The following is a 23,141-nucleotide window of genomic DNA, read 5'->3' on the forward strand; positions in this document are numbered from 1 at the left end:
AAAACTTCGAGGCAGGGTAGCCCAGGGCGCGGGAAATCGCACTCGCTGTTTCGCTCAGACGCCCCTGGCGATGCCGTGTTTGCGCAGTTTGCGATACAAGGTATTGCGGCTGATACCCAAGTGCTCGGCGACACGGGTCAGGTGCCAGCGGTTTGCCTCCAGTACGGATAACAGGGCCTGGCCCTCCGCCTGTAGGAGCGGCCTTGTGTCGCGAAAGGGCTGCGAAGCGGCCCCCGCAAACTGGGCAGCGCTATCGAAATCCTGGGGCCGCTCGGCGGCCCTTTCGCGACACAAGGCCGCTCCTACAGGGCTGGAAGTGTTGCGCACGATTGCGGGCAGATCCGCAAACGCGACATGACAATCCTCACACAATGCCACCAACGTACGCAGCACGTTGCGCATCTGGCGCACATTGCCCGGCCAGGCAAAATCCAGCAGCGCCTGGCGGGCGCTTGGCTCGATTTCGATGGCCTGGCCTTGCGCCTCCTGTCGCAACAGGAAATCCAGCAACTGAGCCTTGTCACTGCGCTCACGCACCGCCGGCATCGTCACTTCCAGGCCATTGAGCCGGTAATACAGGTCCTCGCGGAAGGTGCCCTGCTCCACCCGCTCAAGCAGGTCGCGGTGGGTAGCACTGACGATCCGCACATCGACCGCTTGCGGCTCACCACCGATCGGCACCACCTGACGTTCCTCCAGCACCCGTAGCAGACGGGTCTGCAGCGCCAGCGGCATGTCACCGATCTCGTCGAGCAACAATGTGCCGCCATCGGCCTGCAGCAGCTTGCCGCGCATGCCTTCCTTGCGCGCCCCGGTAAAACTGCCGCCGCGGTAACCGAACAACTCGCTCTCTATCAGGCTTTCGGGAATCGAGGCGCAGTTGACTGCCACGAACGGCTTGCCGCGCCGCTGGCTAGCGTGGTGCACTGCCTGGGCGAAGGCTTCCTTGCCACAACCGGTCTCGCCCGACACCAGCAGTGGCACATCACGCTCGAACACCCGCAGCGCACGCCGGAAATCACCCTGCAGCGCCGGGTCCATCAGACAAATGCCGGGGGCAGCCTCTGGCCGGGCTTCGGGCAAACCCGCCGGCACCGCCCACACCGGTGCCTTCGCCTGCCCGCGCAAGCTGGCAAATACCTGGCGACCATCACGCGTATACAGCGGCCAGGCCGTGCTGCCATTGGGCATGGCGCGGCTGAAGAGCTCATCATGGTTACAGGCAAAAAACATTTCCAGCGGCTTGCCCAGTACCCCGCCACGGACGGTGCCCAACAGGTTGAGGGCGCTCTGGTTGGCCGCGCAGACACGGCCATCGGCGTCGAACGCCAGCAGCCCTTCGCTGAACAACCCCACCGACTCGGCCTGCAGATGGAAGCGCAGCAACCATTGCTGCTCGAAGTGGCGCAGGAAGTAACAGCTCTCGATCATCTTTGCCGAAAGGTTGACCAGCGCCATGGTATGAAACTGGCTCTGACGCGAGACATCCGGCCTCGCCGATGACACATCGAGCACTGCCAGCAGCTCGCCATGCGGGTCGAAAACAGGGCTGGCCGAACAGGTCAGCCCGGTGTGCCGCCCGCGAAAGTGTTCGTTCTGATGGATGGTCAGCGCCTGGCGCTCGACCAGGCAGGTGCCGATGCCGTTGGTGCCTTCGCGCGCCTCGCTCCAGTCAGCGCCCAACCACAACCCTGCACGCTCGAAAATGCGCCGTTCGCTGGGTGCGGTGACACAATTGAGGATGACACCGCGCGCATCGGTCAGCAGTACCGCGTGCCCGGCACCTGATAGCTGCTGGTGCAGGCTGTTCATTTCATTGTCGGCGATTTTCAGCACCTGGTTCAGGCGCTCACGGCTTTCGAGCAGGCGGCCGTGTTCCAGCACGACCGGCGCCGCAAGCACCTCGGGATCAAGATGATAGTCCTCCAGGCATCGCAGCCAGGATCGGGCAATCGACGGGTCGCTACCGGCACCGCCGGCTTCGCCGTGGGCAACGGTATGCACTTGCTGGGCATGCCGACTGAGGTGGTGGCTCTGCATTGGTTTTTGTTCTCCGCAGATAGAGCGTCCTGCCAGCATCCTCCACCCGCCCGGGCTTTGCAATGCACCGCAATCAAGCGTGTCGCAAACGGTACAAAGTGTCACCCAGGCCGTGCCACTTCTGGGACAACCCCCTCTGCAGGCTCATCCAGAAACTGCGCAAACCCTTGATTCCAATGGCCCTCCCCACGCTGGCCCAACCTTTGCTCTACGCTTTCCAACTCCTCAACAAACACAATTAACCAGGAGACACACCATGCGTTATGCACATCCCGGTACCGAAGGCGCGAAGGTTTCCTTCAAGAGCCGCTACGGCAACTACATCGGTGGTGAATTCGTAGCTCCGGTCAAGGGGCAGTATTTCGACAACACCTCCCCGGTGAATGGCAAGCTGATCGCTGAATTCCCCCGCTCCACTGCCGAAGACATCGACAAGGCGCTCGACGCCGCCCACGCAGCCGCCGATGCCTGGGGCCGCACCTCGGTGCAGGACCGCTCCAACGTGCTGCTGAAGATCGCCGACCGCATCGAGCAGAACCTGGAAGTGCTGGCCATCGCCGAAACCTGGGACAACGGCAAGCCGGTCCGCGAAACCCTCAACGCCGACATCCCGCTGGCGGTCGATCACTTCCGCTACTTCGCCGGCTGCATACGCGCCCAAGAGGGCGGTGCCGCCGAGATCAACGAAAATACCGTGGCCTATCACATCCATGAGCCACTGGGCGTGGTCGGGCAGATCATCCCGTGGAACTTCCCGATCCTGATGGCCGCCTGGAAACTGGCGCCGGCCCTGGCCGCTGGCAACTGCGTGGTGCTCAAACCGGCCGAGCAGACCCCGCTGGGCATCACCGTGCTGGTAGAGCTGATTGGCGACCTGCTGCCGCCCGGCGTGCTCAACGTAGTCCAGGGCTATGGCCGCGAGGCCGGCGAAGCACTGGCCACCAGCAAGCGCATCGCCAAGATCGCCTTTACCGGCTCTACCCCGGTCGGCTCGCACATCATGAAATGCGCCGCCGAGAACATCATCCCGTCTACCGTCGAACTGGGCGGCAAATCACCCAACGTCTACTTCGAAGACATCATGCAGGCCGAGCCGAGCTTCATCGACAAGGCTGCCGAAGGCATGGTGCTGGCGTTCTTCAACCAAGGCGAGGTATGCACCTGCCCGTCGCGGGCGTTGGTGCAAGAGTCGATCTACCCGCAGTTCATGGAAGTGGTGATGAAGAAGGTGCTGCAGATCAAGCGCGGCGACCCGCTCGACACCGACACCATGGTCGGCGCCCAGGCTTCGCAACAGCAGTTCGAAAAAATTCTGTCGTACCTGCAGATCGCCCAGGATGAAGGCGCCGAACTGCTGACCGGTGGCAAGGTGGAGAAGCTGGAAGGCGCGTTGGCGACCGGTTACTACATCCAGCCGACGCTGCTCAAAGGCAACAACAAGATGCGCGTGTTCCAGGAAGAAATCTTCGGCCCGGTGGTCAGCGTCACCACCTTCAAGGACGAAGCCGAGGCACTGGCCATCGCCAACGACACCGAGTTCGGCCTTGGCGCCGGTGTATGGACCCGCGACATCAACCGCGCCTACCGCATGGGCCGCGGCATCAAGGCTGGCCGCGTATGGACCAACTGTTACCACCTGTACCCGGCGCACGCCGCGTTCGGCGGGTACAAAAAGTCCGGCGTGGGCCGTGAAACCCACAAGATGATGCTCGACCATTATCAGCAGACCAAGAACCTGCTGGTGAGCTACGACATCAACCCGCTGGGCTTCTTCTAAGCGGCAGCGGCAAGCTGCAAGCTGCAAGAAAAAGCGGATAGAACGCCAACCTGCTTTTTCTTGAGGCTTGTAGCTTGCGGCTTGTAGCTTGCATGGCTCGCTTCCTGCAGTACCCATCACCATCGGCCGGAACCCTTCCGGCCACCAAGAAAAAGAACAGGTGAAACTATGCCAAGCGATCAATCCTCCGGCGCACCGGCAGGCGCTTCCGTCGATTTCGAAAAGGTCGGTTCGGACTATTTCCAGCAACGTGAACTGAAAAAAGGCGCCGCCGGCTGGGTCCTGCTGGTGGGCCTGGGCGTCGCCTACGTGATCTCCGGCGACTATGCCGGCTGGAACTTCGGCCTCGCCCAAGGTGGCTGGGGCGGCATGTTCCTTGCCACCCTGCTGATGGCCACCATGTACCTGTGCATGTGCTTTTCGCTGGCCGAACTGTCCTCGATGATCCCTACCGCCGGGGGCGGCTATGGCTTTGCCCGCAGCGCCTTCGGGCCGTGGGGCGGCTTTCTGACAGGCACGGCGATCCTCATCGAGTACGCCATCGCTCCGGCAGCCATCGCGGTGTTCATCGGTGCCTACTGCCAGTCCCTGTTCGGCATTGGCGGCTGGATGATCTACCTGGCGTTCTACATCGTCTTTATCGGCATCCACATCTTCGGGGTCGGTGAAGCCCTGAAGCTGATGTTCATCATCACCGCCGTCGCCGCCATCGCCCTGGCTGTCTTCCTTGTGGGCATGGTGCCCCATTTTGATGCGGCGAACCTGTTCGACATCGCCCAGACCGACGCGGTCGGCGCCAGCAGCTTCCTGCCGTTCGGTTATGTTGGCGTGTGGGCGGCAATACCCTACGCGATCTGGTTCTTCCTGGCGGTAGAAGGCGTGCCGCTGGCGGCCGAGGAAACCAAGAACCCGAAACGTGACCTGCCACGCGGCCTGATTGGCGCAATGCTGGTGTTGCTGGCGTTTGCCCTGCTGATCCTCGTGGTAGGCCCGGGTGGTGCGGGCTCCGAAGCGCTCAAAGCCTCCGGCAACCCACTGGTAGAAGCACTTTCCAAGGCGTATGGCGGCTCCACCTGGATGGGCGGCTTCGTCAACCTGGTTGGCCTGGCCGGTCTGATTGCCAGCTTCTTCTCGATCATCTATGCCTATTCGCGGCAGATCTTCGCCCTTTCCCGCGCCGGCTACCTGCCGCGCAAGCTGTCCGAAACCAACAAGAGCAAGGCCCCGGTACTGGCCCTGATCATCCCTGGCATCATCGGTTTCGGCCTGTCACTGACCGGCCAGGGCGACCTGCTGATCCTGGTTGCAGTGTTCGGTGCGACGCTGTCTTATGTACTGATGATGGCCGCGCACATCACCCTGCGCATCCGCCGGCCCAAGATGGAACGCCCCTATCGCACCCCTGGTGGCATCTTCACCTCGGGCGTAGCCCTGGTGCTGGCATGCATCGCCGTGGTCGCAGGCTTTTTGGTCGACCCACGGGTGGTGATTGGCGCCGCAGTGATCTATGCAGTACTGATTGCCTACTTTGCGTTCTACAGCCGCCACCACTTGGTTGCGGGTACACCGGAAGAGGAATTCGCCGCGATCCAGAAGGCCGAAGAGGCCCTGCACTGATTGCCGACACCTGCCGCGGGCACGCCCGCGGCACTCTGGAGATTCTGTATGGCAAGTTTCGTACACACGGTAGGCCACCTGGTCTACCGCTTCGACAGCCTCAAGGACGTGATGGCCAAAGCCAGCCCCGCACGTTCCGGGGATTACCTGGCTGGCGTTGCTGCCGCCAACGATGGTGAACGGGTGGCGGCGCAGATGGCACTGGCCAATATTCCGCTCAGCCACTTCCTCAGCGAAGCGCTCATCCCGTACGAGCAGGACGAAGTTACCCGCCTGATCATCGACACTCACGACGCCCAGGCCTTCGCCCCGGTCAGCCACCTCACCGTCGGCGGCCTGCGTGACTGGCTGCTCAGTGACGAAGCCGACGAGGACAGCATGCGCGCCCTGGCGCCTGGCCTGACCCCGGAAATGGCCGCTGCTGTATCGAAGGTCATGCGCGTACAGGACCTGGTACTGGTGGCGCAGAAGATCCGTGTAGTCACCCGTTTTCGCGGCACCATGGGCTTGCGCGGGCGCCTGTCGACCCGCTTGCAGCCCAATCACCCGACCGACGAGCCGGCCGGGATTGCCGCCAGCATTCTCGATGGCCTGCTGTACGGTAACGGCGACGCCATGATCGGCATCAACCCTGCCACCGACAGCATCGCCTCGATCTGCGCCATGCTGGAAATGCTCGACGCCATCATCCAGCGCTATGACATTCCCACCCAGGCCTGTGTACTGACCCACGTCACCACCTCGATCGAGGCAATCAACCGCGGCGTGCCGCTGGACCTGGTGTTCCAGTCGATTGCCGGCACCGAGGCGGCCAACGCCGGCTTTGGCATCAACCTCAACGTGCTGCAGGAAGGTTACGAGGCCGGGTTGTCGCTCAAGCGCGGCACGCTGGGGCAGAACCTCATGTATTTCGAAACCGGCCAGGGCAGCGCCCTGTCGGCCAACGCTCACCACGGCGTCGACCAGCAAACCTGCGAAACTCGCGCCTATGCCGTGGCCCGCCATTTCAAGCCGTTTCTGGTCAACACCGTGGTCGGCTTCATCGGCCCCGAGTACCTGTACAACGGCAAGCAGATCATCCGTGCCGGCCTTGAGGACCACTTCTGCGGCAAGCTGCTGGGCGTGCCGATGGGGTGCGACATCTGCTACACCAACCACGCCGAGGCCGATCAGGACGACATGGACACCCTACTGACCCTGCTGGGTGTGGCCGGGATCAACTTCATCATGGGCATCCCCGGCTCCGACGACATCATGCTCAACTACCAGACTACCTCGTTCCATGACGCGCTTTATGCGCGCCAGACACTGGGCCTCAAACCCGGGCCTGAGTTCGAGGCTTGGTTGCAGCGCACCGGTATATTCACCCAGGCCGATGGCCGGGTACGCTTCGGCGACAACCTGCCGCCGGCGTTCCGCCAGGCCTTGGCACAGCTGGCATAGAGGTGACCATGGACCGTCAGATACCCACCCCCGAAAATCCTTGGCTGGCCCTGCGCAACCTGACGCCGGCGCGTATCGCCCTTGGCCGCAGCGGCATCAGCCTGCCAACCAGCGCCCAGCTGGACTTCCAGTTCGCCCACGCCCAGGCCCGCGATGCCGTGCACCTGGCATTCGACCACACGGCACTGAGCGAACAATTGAAGGAACGCGGGCGTGACAGCCTGGTACTGCACAGCGCCGCCAGCGACCGCAACCAGTACCTGCAACGCCCGGACCTGGGCCGGCGCCTGAACGATCGCTCGGTGGAACAGTTGCGCCAGCACGCCCAGACCAACCCTGGCGGCTGCGACCTTGCCATCGTGGTGGCCGACGGCCTCTCGGCCCTGGCCGTGCATCGCCATACCTTGCCGTTCCTGGCCCGTTTCGAGGAGCAGGCCGCCGCCGATGGCTGGACCAGCGCACCGGTGGTGCTGGTGGAGCAAGGCCGGGTAGCCGTGGCCGACGAAGTGGGCCAACTGCTGGGGGCGCGGATGACCGTGATGCTGATCGGCGAGCGCCCCGGGCTCAGTTCACCCGACAGCCTGGGCTTGTACTTCACCTACGCGCCGAAGGTGGGCCTGACCGACGCTTACCGCAACTGCATCTCCAACGTGCGCCTGGAAGGCCTGAGCTACGGCATGGCCGCGCATCGCCTGCTATACCTGATGCGCGAGGCCTGTCGCCGACAGCTGTCTGGCGTGAACCTCAAGGACGAAGCGGAGGTCCATACCATCGACAGTGAAAACACCTCTAATCAAAAGGGCAATTTCCTACTCGGTGAAGGGTAAAGAACATGTCACGGACGGCGGATTGCGCTTCTGGCCGGCATTGGGCAGCATGCGATTGAAAGCTGCTGGCATTCCGCTGTTTCCCAAATGGACTCTGAGGGCCGCACATGCGCATCATCAAGGCAACCCTGGAACACCTCGACCTGCTCACCCCGCTGTTCGTCCGATACCGCGAGTTCTATGGGCAACTGCCCTACCCGGACAGCTCGCGCAAATTCCTGGAAACGCGCCTCAAGCGCGACGAGTCGGTCATCTACCTGGCACTGCCGGACGATGACGACGCCAAACTGCTGGGCTTCTGCCAGCTGTACCCGAGCTTCTCGTCGCTGTCGCTCAAGCGGGTGTGGATTCTCAATGACATCTATGTGGCCGAAGACTCACGGCGCATGCTGGTGGCTGACCACCTGATCCGTGAAGCCAAGAAGATGGCCAAGGACACCCAGGCCGTGCGCATGCGGGTTTCGACCAGCGCCAACAACGAGGTGGCGCAGAGGACCTATGAGTCCATCGGTTTTCGCAAAGATACCGAGTTCGAAAGCTACATCTTGCCGATCAGCCAGGACTGATCAGTACTGGCCCGACCGTCGGCTGGCCGGCGATCGGGCCGGTACCGGCACCCTCAGTAACCCCCCGCTACAAACTCTCCGGGCATCCTCGCGACTTGGCCGTATAATGCCTGCTCTTGGCATGTCTGAAAATTTACCCTACCGCAAGTCCGCTCGCCCGTAGCTGCGGGTCAAGAACACAGGTGCTGTACATGGATTTCAACCCGCTGGACCTCATCCTGCATCTCGATGCCTACCTTGATCTGCTGGTCACCAACTACGGCCCCTGGATCTACGCCATCCTCTTCACCGTGATTTTCTGCGAGACCGGCTTGGTGGTAATGCCCTTCCTGCCGGGTGATTCACTGCTGTTCATCGCCGGCGCCGTGGCCGCAGGTGGCGGCATGGACCCGGTGCTGCTGGCCGGCCTGCTGATGGCTGCGGCAATCATGGGTGACAGCACCAATTACGTGATCGGGCGAACGGCAGGTGAACGGCTGTTCAACAAACCCGATTCGAAAATTTTCCGTCGCGACTACCTGCAGCGCACCCATGAATTCTATGAACGCCATGGTGGCAAAACCGTGACCCTGGCGCGCTTCCTGCCGATCCTGCGCACCTTCGCGCCGTTCGTCGCTGGCATCGCCCACATGCATTACCCACGCTTCCTGGCCTTCAGCGTTGCAGGCTCGCTGTTGTGGGTCGGCGGCCTGGTGACCCTCGGCTACTTCTTCGGCAACGTGCCGTTCATCAAGCAGCACCTTTCGCTGATGGTGGTCGGCATCATCTTCCTGTCGCTGGTACCCATGGTCCTGGGCCTGCTGCGCGGCCGCCTGGGCCGCACCGCCAAGGCACACTGACAAACGCCATGTGGTCCTTCAGCGCCTGGCGGCGCAAGCGCACGCTGGCGCGCTACCCGGTCGATCCGCAGCAATGGCAGGCGATCCGTGAACGCCTGCCAATCCTCGATGGCATCAGCGACGACGAAGACCGTCGGCTACGTGATGCCTGCATCCTGTTCCTGCTCGACAAACACCTGACAACCTTGCCCGGCGTCGAGCTGAATGATCAGCAACGCCTGTTCCTCGCCGCCCAGGCCCAGCTACCGCTGTTGCACCTTGGGGACCTCAACTGGTACCAGGGCTTTCACGAGATCATCCTCTACCCGGACGACTTCAAGAGCCCCCAGCGCCATCGCGACGCCAGTGGCGTGGAGCATGTCTGGGATGGAGAACACAGCGGCGAGGCGTGGCAGCAAGGCCCGGTGATCATGGCCTGGGCCGGAGTACTGGCCAGCGGCGGCTGGGAAGCCTACAACCTGGTGATCCACGAGCTGGCACACAAGCTCGACATGCTTAATGGCGATGCCAATGGCCTGCCACCGCTGCACAGTGACATGCAGGTTGAAGACTGGGCCACGGCCATGCAGCAGGCGTATGACGACCTCAACCGCCAGCTGGACGCCGACCCTGAAACGCAAACGGCCATCGACCCTTATGCGGCCGAAAACCCGGCAGAATTCTTTGCCGTCACCAGCGAGTACTTCTTCAGCGCGCCCGACCTCTTGCAGCAGGCTTATCCACAGGTGTACCGGCAACTGTCACTGTTCTACCGCCAGGACCCTCTGGCGCGCCTGACGCGGTTGCAGGCCGAACACCCTGACTACCGCGAAAGCCACGTCTGATGCGCCCGCGCATCAGGTCGGGCGTGGCATGCCCAGGCCGAATGTGCCTATAATCGCCGCCACTTTTTTGATCAAACACGGGGGCACTGCCCAATGAGCTACAGCAAGATTCCGGCTGGCAAAGACCTGCCGAACGACATCTACGTCGCCATCGAGATCCCGGCCAACCACGCGCCGATCAAGTACGAAATCGACAAGGACAGCGATACCCTGTTCGTCGACCGCTTCATGGCTACCCCGATGTTCTACCCGGCCAACTACGGCTTCATCCCGAACACCCTGGCCGACGACGGTGATCCGCTGGACGTGCTGGTGGTTACGCCTTACCCGGTCGCCCCAGGTTCGGTCATCCGCGCCCGCCCGGTCGGCGTTCTGAACATGACCGACGACGGCGGCGGCGACGCCAAGGTCATCGCTGTTCCGCACGACAAGCTGTCGCAGCTGTACGTTGACGTGAAGGAATACACCGACCTGCCAGCACTGCTGATCCAGCAGATCGAACACTTCTTCGCGAACTACAAAGATCTCGAGAAGGGCAAGTGGGTCAAGATCGAAGGCTGGGAAGGCGCCGACGCCGCCCGCGCCGCGATCACCAAATCGGTCGCTGCCTACAAGGGCTGATACCGGTTGCACCAAGCCCCGCCTCGGCGGGGCTTTTTTGTGCGCGCTGTAATGGTAAAAAATCCTACGCAGTCCTAATCCAGCGTCCTACCGTTAGGCGTTTTTCGTACACATCACGTCAACACCCGGTTCATATCCCTACTGGCACCCCGCCGCTACACTCGGCTGCATGAAAACCTCCGGTGACCGCCTCAAGGCCCTCCTCCACGAGTGTGGCCTGACCCCTTCCGACTTCGCCGCCCAGCGCGGTGTGACGCCCCAGCACGTCAACAACTGGTTCAAACGCGGCGTTCCCCTGGCTCGCCTGGACGAACTGGCCGACCTGTTTTGCGTACACCGCCGCTGGCTACGCAGCGGCGAAGGCCCCAAACACCCCAGCTCGATCCTGCGCACCTGCACCCTGCCGCCCGCCTCGGACAATTCGCCCACCTCGCTATCGACCCGGGCCACCCGGCTCTTGCAAGTGCCGTTTCAGCAAGTGCACGACGGCAAGCTGGTAACTCTCGACGGCAAATACCTGCAACTCCCGGTTGAAGCGCTGCAGGCCTTAGGCGTGGCAACAGAAAATGTCGTCTGCCTGGCCATGCCAAGCCAAAACATGGCGCCGTGGATGCCACGCGACGCGATACTGGCCATTGACGTCAGCCAGACCCGGGTCAAGGACGGTGAAACCTATGCCCTGCTGCACAATGGCACCCTCAGGGTGAACAGCCTCAGCCTCGGCCACAACGGCACCCTGTGCCTGCACAGCCATGACCGGCGCAACTACACCGTGGAACGCTTCACCCCTGCCCAACGCCAGGCACAGCACTTGAAGATACTCGGCTGGGTATTCCACTGGTCGCATTTTTGCCAGCAACGCCCCGAATGAAACACCCTGTGCCATTTTTTGCTGGGCATCCTGTGCAGGCCCTTGTATGCTACGCGCCACATTCAGCCCCGACCGGCGCAAGCCGCAGTCCAGAGGGCTCGGCAACGTTTCACACGAACGTTCGCCATCTCTTTCAGGCCCTTGATGGCCACACAGTTAAGGCGGTTGCGGCTTACCATAAATTAGCCGGAAGCGTCCCCGAGAAGCCGGCCACAAGCCGGCTTTTTAATGCCTGCTGTTAATGCATCATGCCCAACTCGGCATCATCCATCAGCGCCTTGGCCATGGCACTGAGGTAATGCGAAGCCCATATCATCATGGGTTTCTCATCCATCAGGCCAATTATGGTCAGTTCCCGCACATACCCCATCAACTCCGACGCTTGCTCCCGGGCATCCTGGCATGGAATGCCGGCTTCGATGCGGAACAGTGGGTGGCTGTGGTCTTCACCCTGGAAGAAGGTGGTCTTGCCGACAGTGAATTTGGTCGTGTGAGTGGTCATTGCTCAAACTCCTTGAAATTTCCGCTGCCCGGCCTGGCCTCATCGCCGGCAAGCCGGCTCCTACAATGCCCGCAGCGCTGCTGAACCCTGTGGGCCGGCTCAGGCGGCAGATCATTTAAGCCTTAATGCAAGGTCCGAGGGCCTGTGGGCATCTGCACCTGGATCAGCGCCGATTCGAGCAAAACCCGTAGCGCCTCCATTTCATGCAGCGAGGTCATCATCAAGATCGATACCGGGGATTTGGGGTGCAGCAGCAGCGCCTGGTGCACCACAGTCGTGGCGCACAGCGCATAGTCCGCGGCCTGGATCAGGGTGTCTTCAAGGGAATGATTATCATGGGGTGGGTCGGGGACAATTTTAAGCATGATGTAATCTCGTCTGCGTCCTGATGGACCACCACGACATCACTTGCATTTGATGGGTGGCGGCTACGTGCAGGTCTGCAAGACCGGACAGACGAGAACCGGCAGATCCGAAGATCTCCAGCACGCAGCCACCATTGGCCGAAGCTGCCGACACTAGGCACCTAGGATAGCGCTGGGATTCGTCTGCGGGCTTGCAGGCCCGGTCGCTGATTTGGCAACGACGGGGCCAGACTAGGCCGCAGAGAAAAGCAGCACAATGCCGAAAAGGCGGTAGCAAGCTATTTCAGAAATGGACTACAAGCAACGGTAAAAATCTGAATATTTCCTGGGAAATACGTCAGAAATCGTAACGTGCACCAACCATCATGCTGCGCGAAGGCCCATAGAAGTTGAACGTCGAAATCCACCCCACCCGCGACAGGTAATCGCGGTCGAACAGGTTGTTCACGTTGAAGGTGGCCGTCAGCGTCGAGGCCTCCTTGAAATTTCCGCTGCCCGGCCTGGCCTCATCGCCGGCAAGCCGGCTCCTACAATGCCCGCAGCGCTGCTGAGCCCTGTGGGCCGGCTCAGGCGGCAGATCATTTAAGCCTTAATGCAAGGTCCGAGGGCCTGTGGGCATCTGCACCTGGATCAGCGCCGATTCGAGCAAAACCCGTAGCGCCTCCATTTCATGCAGCGAGGTCATCATCAAGATCGATACCGGGGACTTGGGGTGCAGCAGCAGTGCCTGGTGCACCACGGTCGTGGCGCACAGCGCATAGTCCGCGGCCTGGATCAGGGTGTCTTCAAGGGAATGATTATCATGGGGTGGGTCGGGGACAATTTTAAGCATGGCGTAGCCCTCTGTGGATTCACTAGAGCCGCACTCATGACTTGCAGTGTGATGGGTGGCGGCCACGTACGGGTCTGCAAGACCGGACAGAGAACGAAAACCGGCAGGTTCGAAAACCTCCCGTACGCAGCCACCGTCAAGCGTGCTCAATGGCAAACCATTGGCTTTCGGTGATAAGCATGCGTTTTCTGTGCGGGCTTGCAGGCCCGGTCGCTGATTTGGCAACGACGGGCCCAGACTAGGCCGCAGAGAAAAGCAGCACAATGCCGAAAAGGCGGTAGCAAGCTATTTCAGAAATGGACTACAAGCAACGGTAAAAATCTGAATATTTCCTGGGAAATACGTCAGAAATCGTAACGTGCACCAACCATCATGCTGCGCGAAGGCCCATAGAAGTTGAACGTCGAAGTCGACCCCACCCGCGACAGGTAATCGCGGTCGAACAGGTTGTTGACGTTGAAGGTGGCCGTCAGCTTCGAGGTGACCGGGTACGACAGCATCGCATCCACCGTGGCATAACCCGGTGCATCGATGCGCACGCCGCCGCTCTCGGAATGGAAGTTGCTCATCGCCGAGACGCCGCCACCAATGGCCAGCCCGGTCAAAGGCCCTTGGCTGATGGTGTACTTGCTCCACAGCGACGCCTGGTTGCGCGGCATGATGAAGAAGGTGGTTTCGGCATCACCGTCGAGGGTTTCGGTTTCCATCCAGGTGTAGCCCGCCAGCAGCTCCCAGTTCGGCGTCAGCTTGCCGCTGACTTCCACCTCGGCGCCCTTCACGCGGGTCTTGCCCGATGCCACGGAGAAACCGGTGTCTACGCCATCTTCATCATATTCGGTGCTGGCGCGGTTCTCGTCGGTCAAACGGAATACCGAGACACGCGTATTGAGGTCGCCGCCAAAGTAACTGCTCTTGAGGCCAAACTCATACTGCTCGCCTTCACGCGGTTTGAGTACGCGGCCATTGCTGTCGGTATCTGACTGCGGCTTGAATACCTGCGAATAGCTGGCATACAGCGCATGGTTTTCGGTCAGGTCGTAGACCACGCCACCGTACGGTGTGAACCGTCCATCCACGCGTTTGTTGTCATCGACAGTCGAAGCAGTGCTCAGGGTAGTGGTGTAGAAATCACCGCGATACCAGCTGAAGCGGCCACCAGCAATCAGCGCCAAACGCTCGACCGGGCGCAAGGTGACCTTGGAGTACAGGCCGTACTCTTCCTCCTGCATACCGGTTTCGGTGCTGTAGTTCGGTGACGGCTTGGCGAACTGGGTCGGCGAGTAGCTGTTGACGTTGATGGCCCCCAGGTTGGTGGTGCCGTTGAGGTACTCGGTGTCGTAGTTCTTGTAGTCGGTACCCACCACGAATTCGCTGACCTGGCCGAAGGTTTCGAACGGCTGGCTGTAGCTGGCATCCAGCGAATAGGTATCCTGGGTGAAGTCTCGGGCGCTGGCGCGCTCGGAGTTGGCACCGGTGGTGGCATTGGTCGCAGTGAAGGCATAGAGGTAGTTGGTGTCGCGGTGCGAGCCACGGGCGGCGATACGGCCATAACCACCGTTGTCAAAGCGGTGCGTCAACTCGGCAACCAGGTCGGTGGTCTTGCCGTCGAAGTAGTTCCAGTCAGCGCCAAGGAACTTCGAATGGCTGAAATCCGGGACCTCACCAGACAGCGTTGCCGGGTAGCCGTTGTGCGGGGTGATGTTCTTCACTTCGTGGATCAGGCCGAACGATAGCTGGGTGTCGTCATCAAGGTCGATGTCCAGCGCGCCGTAGTAGCTGTTGCTGGTATTGGCGTTGTAGTCCACTTCACCATTGGTGTCGTCCCGCGATGCAACGAATCGCCCGCGCACCCGGCCTGCATCATCCAGCGGCCCACTCAGGTCGATTTCTTCGTGGTTGGTGTCCCAGGTGCCGTAGCTGGCTTCGACGTGGCCCTGGAAATCGGCGGTTGGGCGCTTGCGCACCATGTTGACGATACCGCCCAGCTCGCTGGTGCTGCTGAACAACCCCGCCGGGCCGCGCATGATCTCCACACGGTCGAATGCCGCCAGCGACGGCACGGTGCCAAAAATACTGGCCATGGGCGCCGGCAGGCCATCGATGTTGAACTCGCTGTACTCGTAACCACGGGCATAGATCGACGACCGCCCGCTGTCGTTGGTCAGGGTGCGCAGGCCCGCAGTGTACTTGGCCAGGTCGTCCAGGTGCACGAACTGGCGGTCTTTGAGGTAGTCCTGGGTGTAAACGGTGACCGACTGCGGTATTTCCTTGAGCGACGCTGGGGTCTTGGTGCCCACCGTGGCAGCGTCGACGCTGTAACCGCCGGTTTCTTCCGAAGGCAGCATGTCGTACAGGCGGTTGCCTTCGATGGTCAGCGCCGGCAGGTCGAGCGAGCTGTCCGCAGCAACCTCACTGGCGACCGTTTCGGCCAGTGCCGACAAAGAAAACGGCGTCAACAACCCCAGCATCAGCCAGCCCCGCACCCGTCGGGGGCTTCCCACACCTTTGAAACCGCTCATGACACACCTTCCGCCCAAATGATATTTAATCGCAAACGAAACACGTTGCTTTTTGCGAACGATACCGGACGAAAACTAGGGGTGCAGCAGGATTAACCTTCTTAACACTTAGGCCCGGCACGGGGCGATTGCCCTTCCCCTGCCTGCAATGGGATGATCGCCAACTGATACGAATTCTCATTCAAGACTGCCAATGCCAACCTCACTCCTGCTCGTCGAAGATGACCCACGCCTGCGTGAGGACCTCCAGCGCCACTTCCTCAACCGGGGCTTTGTGGTCAACGCCTGCGCCACCGGCCCTCAGGCGTTGAACGCGGTGCAACACAATGGCTTCGATCTGGTGTTGCTGGACATCATGCTGCCAGGCCTGGACGGCCTCAGCCTGCTCGACGAGTTGCGCCGCCAGCAGGCAGTTCCGGTGATACTGATGTCGGCGCTGGGGGCCGAGCAGGACCGCATCAGTGGCTTTACCCGCGGGGCGGACGATTACCTGCCCAAGCCCTTCAGCCTGGCGGAACTGGACGCGCGGGTCGATGCTCTGATGCGCCGGGTGGCCTTTGACCGCAGGCCGGCGGCACCAAGCGAAACCGGCAAGGTAATGCTCGACCAGGACCATCAGGATGTCATTCACCACGGCAAGGCTGCCGGCCTCACTGCCTCTGAGTTTCGCTTGCTGGCCACCTTGAGCGCCCACCCCGGTGAGGCCTTGAGCAAAGCATTCCTCTACCAGACCGTATTGCACCGCGCCTACACCCGCCTGGACCGTGGGCTGGACGTGCATGTGTGCAACCTGCGCCGCAAGCTGGCCGATATCGGTGCCCAGCATGTGCAGATACAGGCAGTACGTGGCCAAGGGTACATCCTGGTCGACACGGAACACCTGTGATGCGCCGCCATCCCCTGCTGTGGAAACTGGCCGCACTGCAAGTCAGCTTCTGCCTGCTGATGACCTGGCTGATCTGGACCTGGGGCCTGTCGGTGGAGCGCAGCACTTATTTTCTGTCCCAGGCCGACCAGGATTATCTGGCGCGCTATGCGCAGCAGGCTGAACAGGCCTGGCAGCAAGGCGGTGCGGCCGGCGCCGAAGCCTTTCGCAGAAAACTGCAGCACGCCGAGAACACCTGGGCGGCATTGATCGGGCCGCACCTGCAAAGCCTCGGCACCGCGCCGCTGAATGTCGACGAGGCCAGCCGCCTGACCTTCATGCGCAAACTCGACTGGCCGATGAGCCGGCGCCTGCAGGATGAACTGCCCTACGTCAGCATCGAGTTCCCGCAGCATCCAGAACAGGGCCGGCTGGTGTTGCAGCTGCCCGAGCGCCTGCTACCCACCGGCCTGACCCCCTGGACCCACCTCATCACTCACGGCGTTGCACCCACACTGCTGGCGCTGTTACTTGGCCTGGCGATCTACCGGCACCTGGTGGTACCGCTCAACCGCCTGCGCGACCGCGCTGATGCTTTGCGCGCGGACGACCTGGACGGCCCTGGCCTGCCCCTGCAGGATCGCCGCGATGAATTGGGCGAACTGGCGCAGGCCTTCGAACACATGGCCGGGCGCCTGCGCCAAAGCCTGGAGCAGCAACGCCTGCTGCTGCGTACTTTGTCTCACGAACTGCGCACGCCCCTGGCGCGGCTGCGCATCGCCCATGACAGTGATTTGCCCCCCGCCCAGTTGCGCGAGCGCCTGGGCCACGAGGTCAATGACATGCAGAAGCTGCTCGAGGACACGCTGGACCTCGCCTGGATGGACACCGAGCAGCCGCAGTTACGCACCGAACCGGTGCTGATGGTGTCCGTGTGGGAAGCGTTATGCCAGGACGCCTGCTTCGAGAGCGGCTGGGACCGTGCACGGCTGCCCTGCTCGCTCGGCATCGAATGCGTGGTGCAGGCCCATCTGGACAGCCTGGCCCAGGCGCTGGAAAACCTCATGCGCAATGCCATCCGCCATTCGCCTGCCGATGGCCGGGTCAGCCTCGATGGCTGGCGTGAGGGCGACCACTGGCATTTGCGCCTGAGTGACCAGGGCCCCGGCGTGCCTCACGCTGAACTCGAACGCATCTTCAAGCCCTACCAGCGCTTGCCCGACAGCGGCGCAGGTTTCGGCCTGGGGCTGGCCATCGCCCGCCGCGCGGTCGAACTGCAAGGCGGCCGGCTGTGGGCCAGCAATGGTCATCCCGGCCTTTGCCTGCACCTGTTGCTGCCTGTTGCCCAGGAATGTTTAGAAAGTTAATACGCTTTACGCTCAATCAGGACTGATTATCATCTGGGCTCTCCCGCCTTGCGCTCCTTGCAAAGCATCGATGAGGCGCCTGATGAGCAAGATCACCCTGTCCCTGGCATTGGCGTTGGCCCTTGCGACCCCGCTTGCCCTGGCGCAGCCGCAACGCGAGCAGAAGATGGACACTTCACTGCTGCAGCGCCAGGACCTGGCCTATCGTTTCAGCCACCTCGATCTGGACTCGGCCGATGGCCAGCGCCATTACCGCTTGTGGGTCGGCAAGCCAAACCGCCCGGCGCCCGCCGCAGGTTATCCGGTGTTGTGGATGCTCGACGGCAATGCCGCTCTCGGTGCTTTGGACAGTGCGCAACTGGGCAAACTCGCAGCGGGCCAGGCACCACTGCTGGTGGCGGTTGGGTATCAGACCGAGCAGCGCATCGAGCGAACCGGGCGTACCTACGACTACACACCGGCAATTGCCGGGCTTGCAGAACAACGCGATCCGCTGACCCACCTGCCCAGCGGTGGCGTGGATGCATTCCTGGACTTGCTTACCGAGCGCATGCGGCCGATGGTAGCCGGTGTGGCGCCCATCGACCCGCAGCGGCAGACGCTGTGGGGGCATTCCTATGGCGGCTTGGCGGTGTTGCACGCGTTGTTCACTCGGCCTGGAGCGTTCAGCGACTATGCGGCGGCCAGCCCGTCGTTGTGGTGGCACGATGGAGCTATCGTTCGGCAAGCGCAGGGGCTACAGCAGCGCTTGGGCAATAACCGACCGACGCTGTTGCTCATGCGCGGTGGCGACGAACCGACGAGCCCGCGCGCACCGGTGCAAGGCGATGTAGAGCGGCCGACGCGCGAGCTGGCGGCTTACCTGGCCAAGGTGCCGGGGTTGCAGGTGCGTTTCGAGCGGTTCGAGGGGGTGGGGCATGGGCCGATGCTGCCAGCTTCATTGCAAGAAGTAATTGAGGATATGTCTCGCTAGACCTGCGCGTTCCATCAGGCCTGTCACCCCTGATACGCCAAAGGTCGCAGATCATCGGCTTGTCAGCAGGGTGGCACTGTGCGGTATGCTTGCCCGGTCTTCAGGGCGGGGTGAAAGTCCCCACCGGCGGTAAATCGAAAGATGAGCCCGCGAGCGCCCCGGCCATGCCGGGGGTCAGCAGATCTGGTGCGACTCCAGAGCCGACGGTCATAGTCCGGATGAAAGAAGGCGTCAGGCAAGGGCCATTCGGGCGCCTTTGCGCGCGCATTTTGTTCGCCCCGAGACGTTCATCGATCATTCACGAGGAGCGTTTCATGTCCCCCAAGCATCACCAGCAATTCCCCAATGTGTCCGCTGCCATCGCCGCCTTCCAGGCAGGCCGCCCCGTGCTGCTGCTCGACGATGACGACCGCGAGGACGAAGCGGATATCGTTGCCGCCGCCGAAAACCTGTCGTTGCAGACCATGGCCATGATGATTCGCGATTGCAGCGGCATCGTCTGCCTGTGCCTGGACGAAGCCACCGTCGACGCCCTGCAACTGGCACCGATGGTGGCGAACAACCAGGCGCGTCATGGCACCGGCTTCACCGTGACCATCGAAGCGGCAGAAGGTGTGAGCACCGGCGTTAGCGCCCAGGACCGCATCACCACCATCGAAGCAGCGCTGCGCTCGACGGCGCAGCAACGGCATATCGTCAGCCCCGGCCACGTGTTCCCGCTGCGGGCGCGTGATGGTGGGGTGCTGACCCGTCGCGGCCATACCGAAGGCTCGGTGGACCTGGCTCGCCTGGCAGGCCTGCGCCCGGCAGCGGTGCTGTGCGAGCTGATGAACCCCGACGGCAGCATGGCCCGCGGCGAGCAGGTGGCGGTGTATGCCCGCCAGTACAATCTGCCGGTGCTGACCATTGCCGAGCTGGCACGCTGCCGCGAGGCAATGGTGGAGCTGGAAGCTGTGCCAGCCTGATTGATCGACGGGGCCGCTTTGCGGCCCAATCGCCGGCAAGCCGGCTCCAACAGGTTCAGCACAGCCTTCTGGTATTGTGCTGTACCTGTGGGCCGGAAAAACCACCCTCAAGTTTGCTCCCCCCGCCCCGCTCTGCTAGTGTCGCGCCGTTCTGAACAGCCACCGAGACCCGTCGCCATGGCCCGCAAAAAAGCCTCCATCGATTTCGAGCAATCCCTCGCCGACCTGCAAGCCCTGGTCGAACGCCTGGAGAACGGCGAGTTGTCGCTGGAAGACTCGCTGGCCGCCTTCGAGCAAGGTATCGCCCTGACCCGCGATTGCCAGGGCGCCCTGGCCCAGGCCGAGCAAAAAGTACAGATACTGCTGGAACGCGACGGCGAGCTCGCCGCTCAGCCCTTCGATGCGGAGCCAGAGGCATGATCGGCGCCTACCAGGCCAGCAGCCAGGCGCGCGTCGATGCGGCTCTTGAACCCCTGTTCATCGCCCCCACCAAGGAGCTTGAGCGGCTGTACACCGCGATGCGCTACAGCGTGATGAACGGCGGCAAGCGCGTGCGCCCGCTGCTCGCCTATGCGGCTTGCCAAGCGCTGGGCGCACCGGCCGAGCAGGCCAACGGCGCCGCCTGCGCGGTGGAGCTGATCCATGCTTATTCGCTGGTGCATGACGACCTGCCGGCCATGGACGATGACGACCTGCGCCGTGGCCAGCCGACCACCCATAAAGCCTTCGACGAAGCCTGTGCGATCCTCGCAGGCGACGGCCTGCAGAGCCTGGCCTTCAGCGCCCTGCTCGACCCCCGGCTGAGCCCGCAGCCCGACGCCATCCGCCTGGCCATGGTCCAGGCCCTGGCCAAAGCTGCAGGCCCTGCCGGCATGGTCGGAGGCCAGGCCATCGACCTTGGCTCGGTCGGCGTGAAGCTGGACCAGCAGGCCCTGGAATTCATGCACAGGCACAAGACCGGCGCGCTGATCGAAGCCAGCGTGCGCCTTGGCGCCCTGGCCAGCGGCCGCGCCGAGCAGGCGCAGCTGGACGCCCTGCAGACTTATGCACAGGCCATTGGCCTGGCATTCCAGGTGCAGGACGACATCCTCGACGTGGAAAGCGACACCGCCACCCTCGGCAAGCGCCAGGGTGCCGACATCGCCCGTGACAAACCGACCTACCCGGCCCTGCTTGGCCTGGAAGCGGCCAAGGCCTATGCGATCGAACTGCGCGACCAGGCGCTGGTCGCACTTGAAGGGTTTGGTGAAAACGCAGAACCTCTGCGGGCGTTGGCGCGCTACATCGTCGAACGCCGCCATTAAGAAGCACTGGTTCCAAACCCGCACACAGGGGGCTGCAACCTCTGGTCGAATGGGCACTTTTCCCACAATGGGGTAAACTGCCGCGTCTTAACATCTATAACGACTCGCCTGATGCCCACGACGTTTCAAGAGATCCCCCGCGAACGCCCGGTCACGCCGCTGCTCGACCGCGCTGACACGCCTGCCGGCCTGCGCCGGCTGGCCGAAGCCGACCTTGAGCACCTGGCCGACGAGCTGCGCCAGGAGCTGCTCTACACCGTGGGTCAGACCGGTGGGCATTTTGGCGCCGGCCTGGGCGTGATCGAACTGACGATCGCCCTGCACTACGTCTTCGACACCCCGGACGACCGGCTGGTGTGGGACGTCGGCCATCAAGCCTACCCGCACAAGATCCTCACCGGCCGGCGCAACCGCATGCTGAGCCTGCGCCAGAAGGACGGGATCGCCGCCTTCCCGCGCCGCAGCGAGAGTGAGTACGACACCTTTGGCGTCGGCCACTCCAGCACCTCGATCAGCGCCGCACTGGGCATGGCCATTGCCGCCCGCCTGCAGAACAGCGCGCGCAAGTCGATTGCAGTGATCGGTGACGGTGCCCTGACAGCCGGTATGGCGTTCGAGGCGTTGAACCACGCCCAGGAAGTCAACGCCGACATGCTGGTCATTCTCAACGACAACGACATGTCGATCTCGCGCAACGTTGGCGGGCTGTCCAATTACCTGGCCAAGATTCTTTCCAGCCGCACCTACGCAAGCATGCGCGAGGGCAGCAAGAAGGTGCTGTCGCGCCTGCCAGGTGCCTGGGAGATTGCCCGCCGCACCGAGGAATACGCCAAGGGCATGCTGGTACCCGGCACCCTGTTCGAAGAGCTGGGCTGGAACTACATCGGTCCGATCGATGGCCACGACCTGCCGACCATGATCGCCACCCTGCGCAACATGCGTGACCTCAAAGGCCCGCAGTTCCTGCACGTGGTGACCAAGAAGGGTAAAGGCTTCGCGCCGGCCGAGATCGACCCGATCGGCTACCACGCCATCACCAAACTCGAGCCTGCCGACAAGCCGGCCGCGCCGAAGAAGGCCAGCGGGCCGAAGTACTCTGCGGTATTCGGCCAGTGGCTGTGCGACATGGCCGCTGCCGACAACCGCCTGGTGGGCATCACCCCGGCAATGAAGGAAGGCTCCGACCTGGTTGCCTTCAGTGAGCGTTACCCCGAGCGCTACTTCGATGTGGCCATCGCCGAGCAGCATGCCGTGACGCTGGCGGCGGGCATGGCCTGCGAAGGCAGCAAGCCGGTGGTCGCGATCTACTCGACCTTCCTGCAGCGCGCCTACGACCAGCTGATCCACGACGTGGCGGTACAGAACCTCGACGTCCTGTTCGCCATTGACCGGGCAGGCCTGGTCGGCGAAGACGGCCCGACCCACGCGGGCAGCTACGACCTGTCGTACCTGCGCTGCATCCCGGGCATGCTGGTGATGACGCCCAGCGACGAGAACGAACTGCGCAAGATGCTCAGCACCGGCCACCTGTACAACGGCCCGGCAGCGGTGCGCTACCCACGCGGCACCGGCCCCAACGCGCCGATCAGTGGTGACCTGGAACCGCTGGAAATCGGCAAGGGCGTCATCCGTCGTCAGGGCGAAAAGGTCGCTTTGCTGGTGTTTGGCGTGCAGTTGGCCGAAGCCCTGCAGGTTGCCGAGAAAATCAACGCCACCGTGGTCGACATGCGTTTCGTCAAGCCGCTGGACGAGGCACTGGTGCTGGAGCTGGCAGGCAGTCATGAGCTGCTGGTGACCCTCGAAGAGAACGCCATCATGGGCGGTGCGGGGGCTGCGGTGGGTGAGTTTTTGGCCAGCCAGGCCGTGATCAAGCCGCTGCTGCACCTGGGCCTGCCGGATATCTATGTCGAGCACGCCAAGCCTGCGCAGATGCTGGCTGAATGTGGGCTGGATGCGGCCGGCATCGAAGCTTCGGTGAAGGCCCGCATGGCCAGGCTCGGCCTGTAATCCCTGGGGCCGCCTTG

General features: G+C 62.6%; 21 protein-coding genes and 1 riboswitch. Of the genes, 16 read left to right on the forward strand and 5 right to left on the reverse strand.

The window, feature by feature from the left end; all coding sequences use genetic code 11:
• Window positions 1–54: 54 nt before the first annotated feature.
• Window positions 55–2,040, reverse strand: coding sequence for a sigma-54-dependent Fis family transcriptional regulator (locus tag IWW33_RS08240; RefSeq protein ID WP_115273487.1), 1,986 nt, complete (start codon window positions 2,038–2,040; stop codon window positions 55–57).
• A gap of 256 nt (window positions 2,041–2,296) precedes the next feature.
• On the opposite strand from IWW33_RS08240, the gene IWW33_RS08245 reads away from it, so the two are divergent.
• The 9 genes from IWW33_RS08245 to IWW33_RS08285 all read left to right on the forward strand — a co-directional run bounded on the left by IWW33_RS08245 (window position 2,297) and on the right by IWW33_RS08285 (window position 11,425).
• Complete coding sequence (locus IWW33_RS08245) at window positions 2,297–3,817, forward strand: aldehyde dehydrogenase family protein (RefSeq protein ID WP_046785116.1); 1,521 nt, start codon at window positions 2,297–2,299, stop codon at window positions 3,815–3,817.
• A 168-nt stretch (window positions 3,818–3,985) separates the two neighbouring features.
• A complete protein-coding gene (gene eat / locus IWW33_RS08250) occupies window positions 3,986–5,434 on the forward strand; it encodes an ethanolamine permease (RefSeq protein ID WP_039604782.1) in 1,449 nt (482 codons plus the stop codon).
• Between the two features lie 48 nt (window positions 5,435–5,482).
• Window positions 5,483–6,877, forward strand: coding sequence for an ethanolamine ammonia-lyase subunit EutB (locus IWW33_RS08255; RefSeq protein ID WP_174140984.1), 1,395 nt, complete (start codon window positions 5,483–5,485; stop codon window positions 6,875–6,877).
• Between the two features lie 8 nt (window positions 6,878–6,885).
• On the forward strand, window positions 6,886–7,704 hold the full coding sequence (eutC, locus tag IWW33_RS08260; RefSeq protein ID WP_115273486.1) for an ethanolamine ammonia-lyase subunit EutC: 819 nt from the start codon (window positions 6,886–6,888) through the stop codon (window positions 7,702–7,704).
• Between the two features lie 107 nt (window positions 7,705–7,811).
• A complete protein-coding gene (locus IWW33_RS08265) occupies window positions 7,812–8,270 on the forward strand; it encodes a GNAT family N-acetyltransferase (protein WP_012312531.1) in 459 nt (152 codons plus the stop codon).
• A 191-nt stretch (window positions 8,271–8,461) separates the two neighbouring features.
• Complete coding sequence (locus IWW33_RS08270; RefSeq protein ID WP_012312530.1) at window positions 8,462–9,109, forward strand: DedA family protein; 648 nt, start codon at window positions 8,462–8,464, stop codon at window positions 9,107–9,109.
• Between the two features lie 8 nt (window positions 9,110–9,117).
• Entirely contained in the window at window positions 9,118–9,933 is an 816-nt protein-coding gene (locus IWW33_RS08275) for a M90 family metallopeptidase (protein ID WP_174140985.1), read from the forward strand.
• A 93-nt stretch (window positions 9,934–10,026) separates the two neighbouring features.
• On the forward strand, window positions 10,027–10,554 hold the full coding sequence (gene ppa, locus IWW33_RS08280) for an inorganic diphosphatase (protein WP_003255365.1): 528 nt from the start codon (window positions 10,027–10,029) through the stop codon (window positions 10,552–10,554).
• A gap of 169 nt (window positions 10,555–10,723) precedes the next feature.
• A complete protein-coding gene (locus tag IWW33_RS08285; protein WP_174140986.1) occupies window positions 10,724–11,425 on the forward strand; it encodes an XRE family transcriptional regulator in 702 nt (233 codons plus the stop codon).
• Between the two features lie 238 nt (window positions 11,426–11,663).
• Here the strand turns inward: IWW33_RS08285 and IWW33_RS08290 are convergent, their stop codons facing one another.
• From IWW33_RS08290 to IWW33_RS08310, 4 genes are all read right to left on the reverse strand, one after another.
• Window positions 11,664–11,927, reverse strand: a complete 264-nt coding sequence (locus IWW33_RS08290; RefSeq protein WP_046785111.1) for a DUF3077 domain-containing protein — start codon at window positions 11,925–11,927, stop codon at window positions 11,664–11,666.
• Between the two features lie 122 nt (window positions 11,928–12,049).
• Window positions 12,050–12,292 carry a hypothetical protein gene (locus IWW33_RS08295; RefSeq protein WP_115273483.1) on the reverse strand — a complete coding sequence of 81 codons (243 nt, stop codon included), beginning with the start codon at window positions 12,290–12,292 and terminating at the stop codon, window positions 12,050–12,052.
• Between the two features lie 589 nt (window positions 12,293–12,881).
• Complete coding sequence (locus tag IWW33_RS08305) at window positions 12,882–13,124, reverse strand: hypothetical protein (RefSeq protein ID WP_115273483.1); 243 nt, start codon at window positions 13,122–13,124, stop codon at window positions 12,882–12,884.
• A 344-nt stretch (window positions 13,125–13,468) separates the two neighbouring features.
• Complete coding sequence (locus IWW33_RS08310; RefSeq protein WP_174140987.1) at window positions 13,469–15,643, reverse strand: TonB-dependent siderophore receptor; 2,175 nt, start codon at window positions 15,641–15,643, stop codon at window positions 13,469–13,471.
• Window positions 15,644–15,836: 193 nt separating this feature from the next.
• Here IWW33_RS08310 and IWW33_RS08315 point away from each other — a divergent pair, with 193 nt between their 5' ends.
• The 7 genes from IWW33_RS08315 (at window position 15,837) to dxs (ending at window position 23,124) form a co-directional block, all read left to right on the forward strand.
• Window positions 15,837–16,529 carry a response regulator transcription factor gene (locus IWW33_RS08315; protein WP_125923499.1) on the forward strand — a complete coding sequence of 231 codons (693 nt, stop codon included), beginning with the start codon at window positions 15,837–15,839 and terminating at the stop codon, window positions 16,527–16,529.
• A complete protein-coding gene (locus IWW33_RS08320; RefSeq protein WP_174140988.1) occupies window positions 16,529–17,875 on the forward strand; it encodes a sensor histidine kinase in 1,347 nt (448 codons plus the stop codon). Before IWW33_RS08315 ends, IWW33_RS08320 begins: the two co-directional genes overlap by 1 nt.
• A gap of 82 nt (window positions 17,876–17,957) precedes the next feature.
• Window positions 17,958–18,848, forward strand: coding sequence for an alpha/beta hydrolase (locus tag IWW33_RS08325; protein ID WP_174140989.1), 891 nt, complete (start codon window positions 17,958–17,960; stop codon window positions 18,846–18,848).
• A 92-nt stretch (window positions 18,849–18,940) separates the two neighbouring features.
• A riboswitch (FMN riboswitch) is annotated at window positions 18,941–19,082 on the forward strand.
• A gap of 80 nt (window positions 19,083–19,162) precedes the next feature.
• Window positions 19,163–19,813: a 3,4-dihydroxy-2-butanone-4-phosphate synthase gene (gene ribB, locus IWW33_RS08330; RefSeq protein ID WP_115273475.1), complete on the forward strand. Its 651-nt coding sequence runs from the start codon at window positions 19,163–19,165 to the stop codon at window positions 19,811–19,813.
• A gap of 177 nt (window positions 19,814–19,990) precedes the next feature.
• Complete coding sequence (locus IWW33_RS08335) at window positions 19,991–20,233, forward strand: exodeoxyribonuclease VII small subunit (protein WP_008092375.1); 243 nt, start codon at window positions 19,991–19,993, stop codon at window positions 20,231–20,233.
• On the forward strand, window positions 20,230–21,117 hold the full coding sequence (gene ispA, locus IWW33_RS08340) for a (2E,6E)-farnesyl diphosphate synthase (protein WP_115273474.1): 888 nt from the start codon (window positions 20,230–20,232) through the stop codon (window positions 21,115–21,117). The genes IWW33_RS08335 and ispA overlap by 4 nt, the downstream gene beginning before the upstream one ends.
• Before the next feature lie 111 nt (window positions 21,118–21,228).
• Window positions 21,229–23,124, forward strand: a complete 1,896-nt coding sequence (gene dxs / locus IWW33_RS08345; protein ID WP_119688196.1) for a 1-deoxy-D-xylulose-5-phosphate synthase — start codon at window positions 21,229–21,231, stop codon at window positions 23,122–23,124.
• The last annotated feature ends 17 nt before the right edge of the window (window positions 23,125–23,141 follow it).

The organism is Pseudomonas sp. M2, assembly GCF_015751845.1.
GTDB lineage: Bacteria > Pseudomonadota > Gammaproteobacteria > Pseudomonadales > Pseudomonadaceae > Aquipseudomonas > Aquipseudomonas putida_E.

What these genes read in the sequence shown, in the direction of transcription:
- IWW33_RS08310 (WP_174140987.1), bottom strand. Translation starts at nt 15,643, where the DNA reads ATGAGCGGTTTCAAAGGTGTGGGAAGCCCCCGACGGGTGCGGGGCTGG.
- IWW33_RS08275 (WP_174140985.1), top strand. Translation starts at nt 9,118, where the DNA reads ATGTGGTCCTTCAGCGCCTGGCGGCGCAAGCGCACGCTGGCGCGCTAC.
- IWW33_RS08315 (WP_125923499.1), top strand. Translation starts at nt 15,837, where the DNA reads ATGCCAACCTCACTCCTGCTCGTCGAAGATGACCCACGCCTGCGTGAG.
- IWW33_RS08285 (WP_174140986.1), top strand. Translation starts at nt 10,724, where the DNA reads ATGAAAACCTCCGGTGACCGCCTCAAGGCCCTCCTCCACGAGTGTGGC.
- eat (WP_039604782.1), top strand. Translation starts at nt 3,986, where the DNA reads ATGCCAAGCGATCAATCCTCCGGCGCACCGGCAGGCGCTTCCGTCGAT.
- IWW33_RS08320 (WP_174140988.1), top strand. Translation starts at nt 16,529, where the DNA reads ATGCGCCGCCATCCCCTGCTGTGGAAACTGGCCGCACTGCAAGTCAGC.
- IWW33_RS08240 (WP_115273487.1), bottom strand. Translation starts at nt 2,040, where the DNA reads ATGCAGAGCCACCACCTCAGTCGGCATGCCCAGCAAGTGCATACCGTT.
- IWW33_RS08335 (WP_008092375.1), top strand. Translation starts at nt 19,991, where the DNA reads ATGGCCCGCAAAAAAGCCTCCATCGATTTCGAGCAATCCCTCGCCGAC.
- eutC (WP_115273486.1), top strand. Translation starts at nt 6,886, where the DNA reads ATGGACCGTCAGATACCCACCCCCGAAAATCCTTGGCTGGCCCTGCGC.
- IWW33_RS08305 (WP_115273483.1), bottom strand. Translation starts at nt 13,124, where the DNA reads ATGCTTAAAATTGTCCCCGACCCACCCCATGATAATCATTCCCTTGAA.
- ispA (WP_115273474.1), top strand. Translation starts at nt 20,230, where the DNA reads ATGATCGGCGCCTACCAGGCCAGCAGCCAGGCGCGCGTCGATGCGGCT.
- IWW33_RS08255 (WP_174140984.1), top strand. Translation starts at nt 5,483, where the DNA reads ATGGCAAGTTTCGTACACACGGTAGGCCACCTGGTCTACCGCTTCGAC.
- ppa (WP_003255365.1), top strand. Translation starts at nt 10,027, where the DNA reads ATGAGCTACAGCAAGATTCCGGCTGGCAAAGACCTGCCGAACGACATC.
- IWW33_RS08270 (WP_012312530.1), top strand. Translation starts at nt 8,462, where the DNA reads ATGGATTTCAACCCGCTGGACCTCATCCTGCATCTCGATGCCTACCTT.
- ribB (WP_115273475.1), top strand. Translation starts at nt 19,163, where the DNA reads ATGTCCCCCAAGCATCACCAGCAATTCCCCAATGTGTCCGCTGCCATC.
- dxs (WP_119688196.1), top strand. Translation starts at nt 21,229, where the DNA reads ATGCCCACGACGTTTCAAGAGATCCCCCGCGAACGCCCGGTCACGCCG.
- IWW33_RS08295 (WP_115273483.1), bottom strand. Translation starts at nt 12,292, where the DNA reads ATGCTTAAAATTGTCCCCGACCCACCCCATGATAATCATTCCCTTGAA.
- IWW33_RS08265 (WP_012312531.1), top strand. Translation starts at nt 7,812, where the DNA reads ATGCGCATCATCAAGGCAACCCTGGAACACCTCGACCTGCTCACCCCG.
- IWW33_RS08245 (WP_046785116.1), top strand. Translation starts at nt 2,297, where the DNA reads ATGCGTTATGCACATCCCGGTACCGAAGGCGCGAAGGTTTCCTTCAAG.
- IWW33_RS08290 (WP_046785111.1), bottom strand. Translation starts at nt 11,927, where the DNA reads ATGACCACTCACACGACCAAATTCACTGTCGGCAAGACCACCTTCTTC.
- IWW33_RS08325 (WP_174140989.1), top strand. Translation starts at nt 17,958, where the DNA reads ATGAGCAAGATCACCCTGTCCCTGGCATTGGCGTTGGCCCTTGCGACC.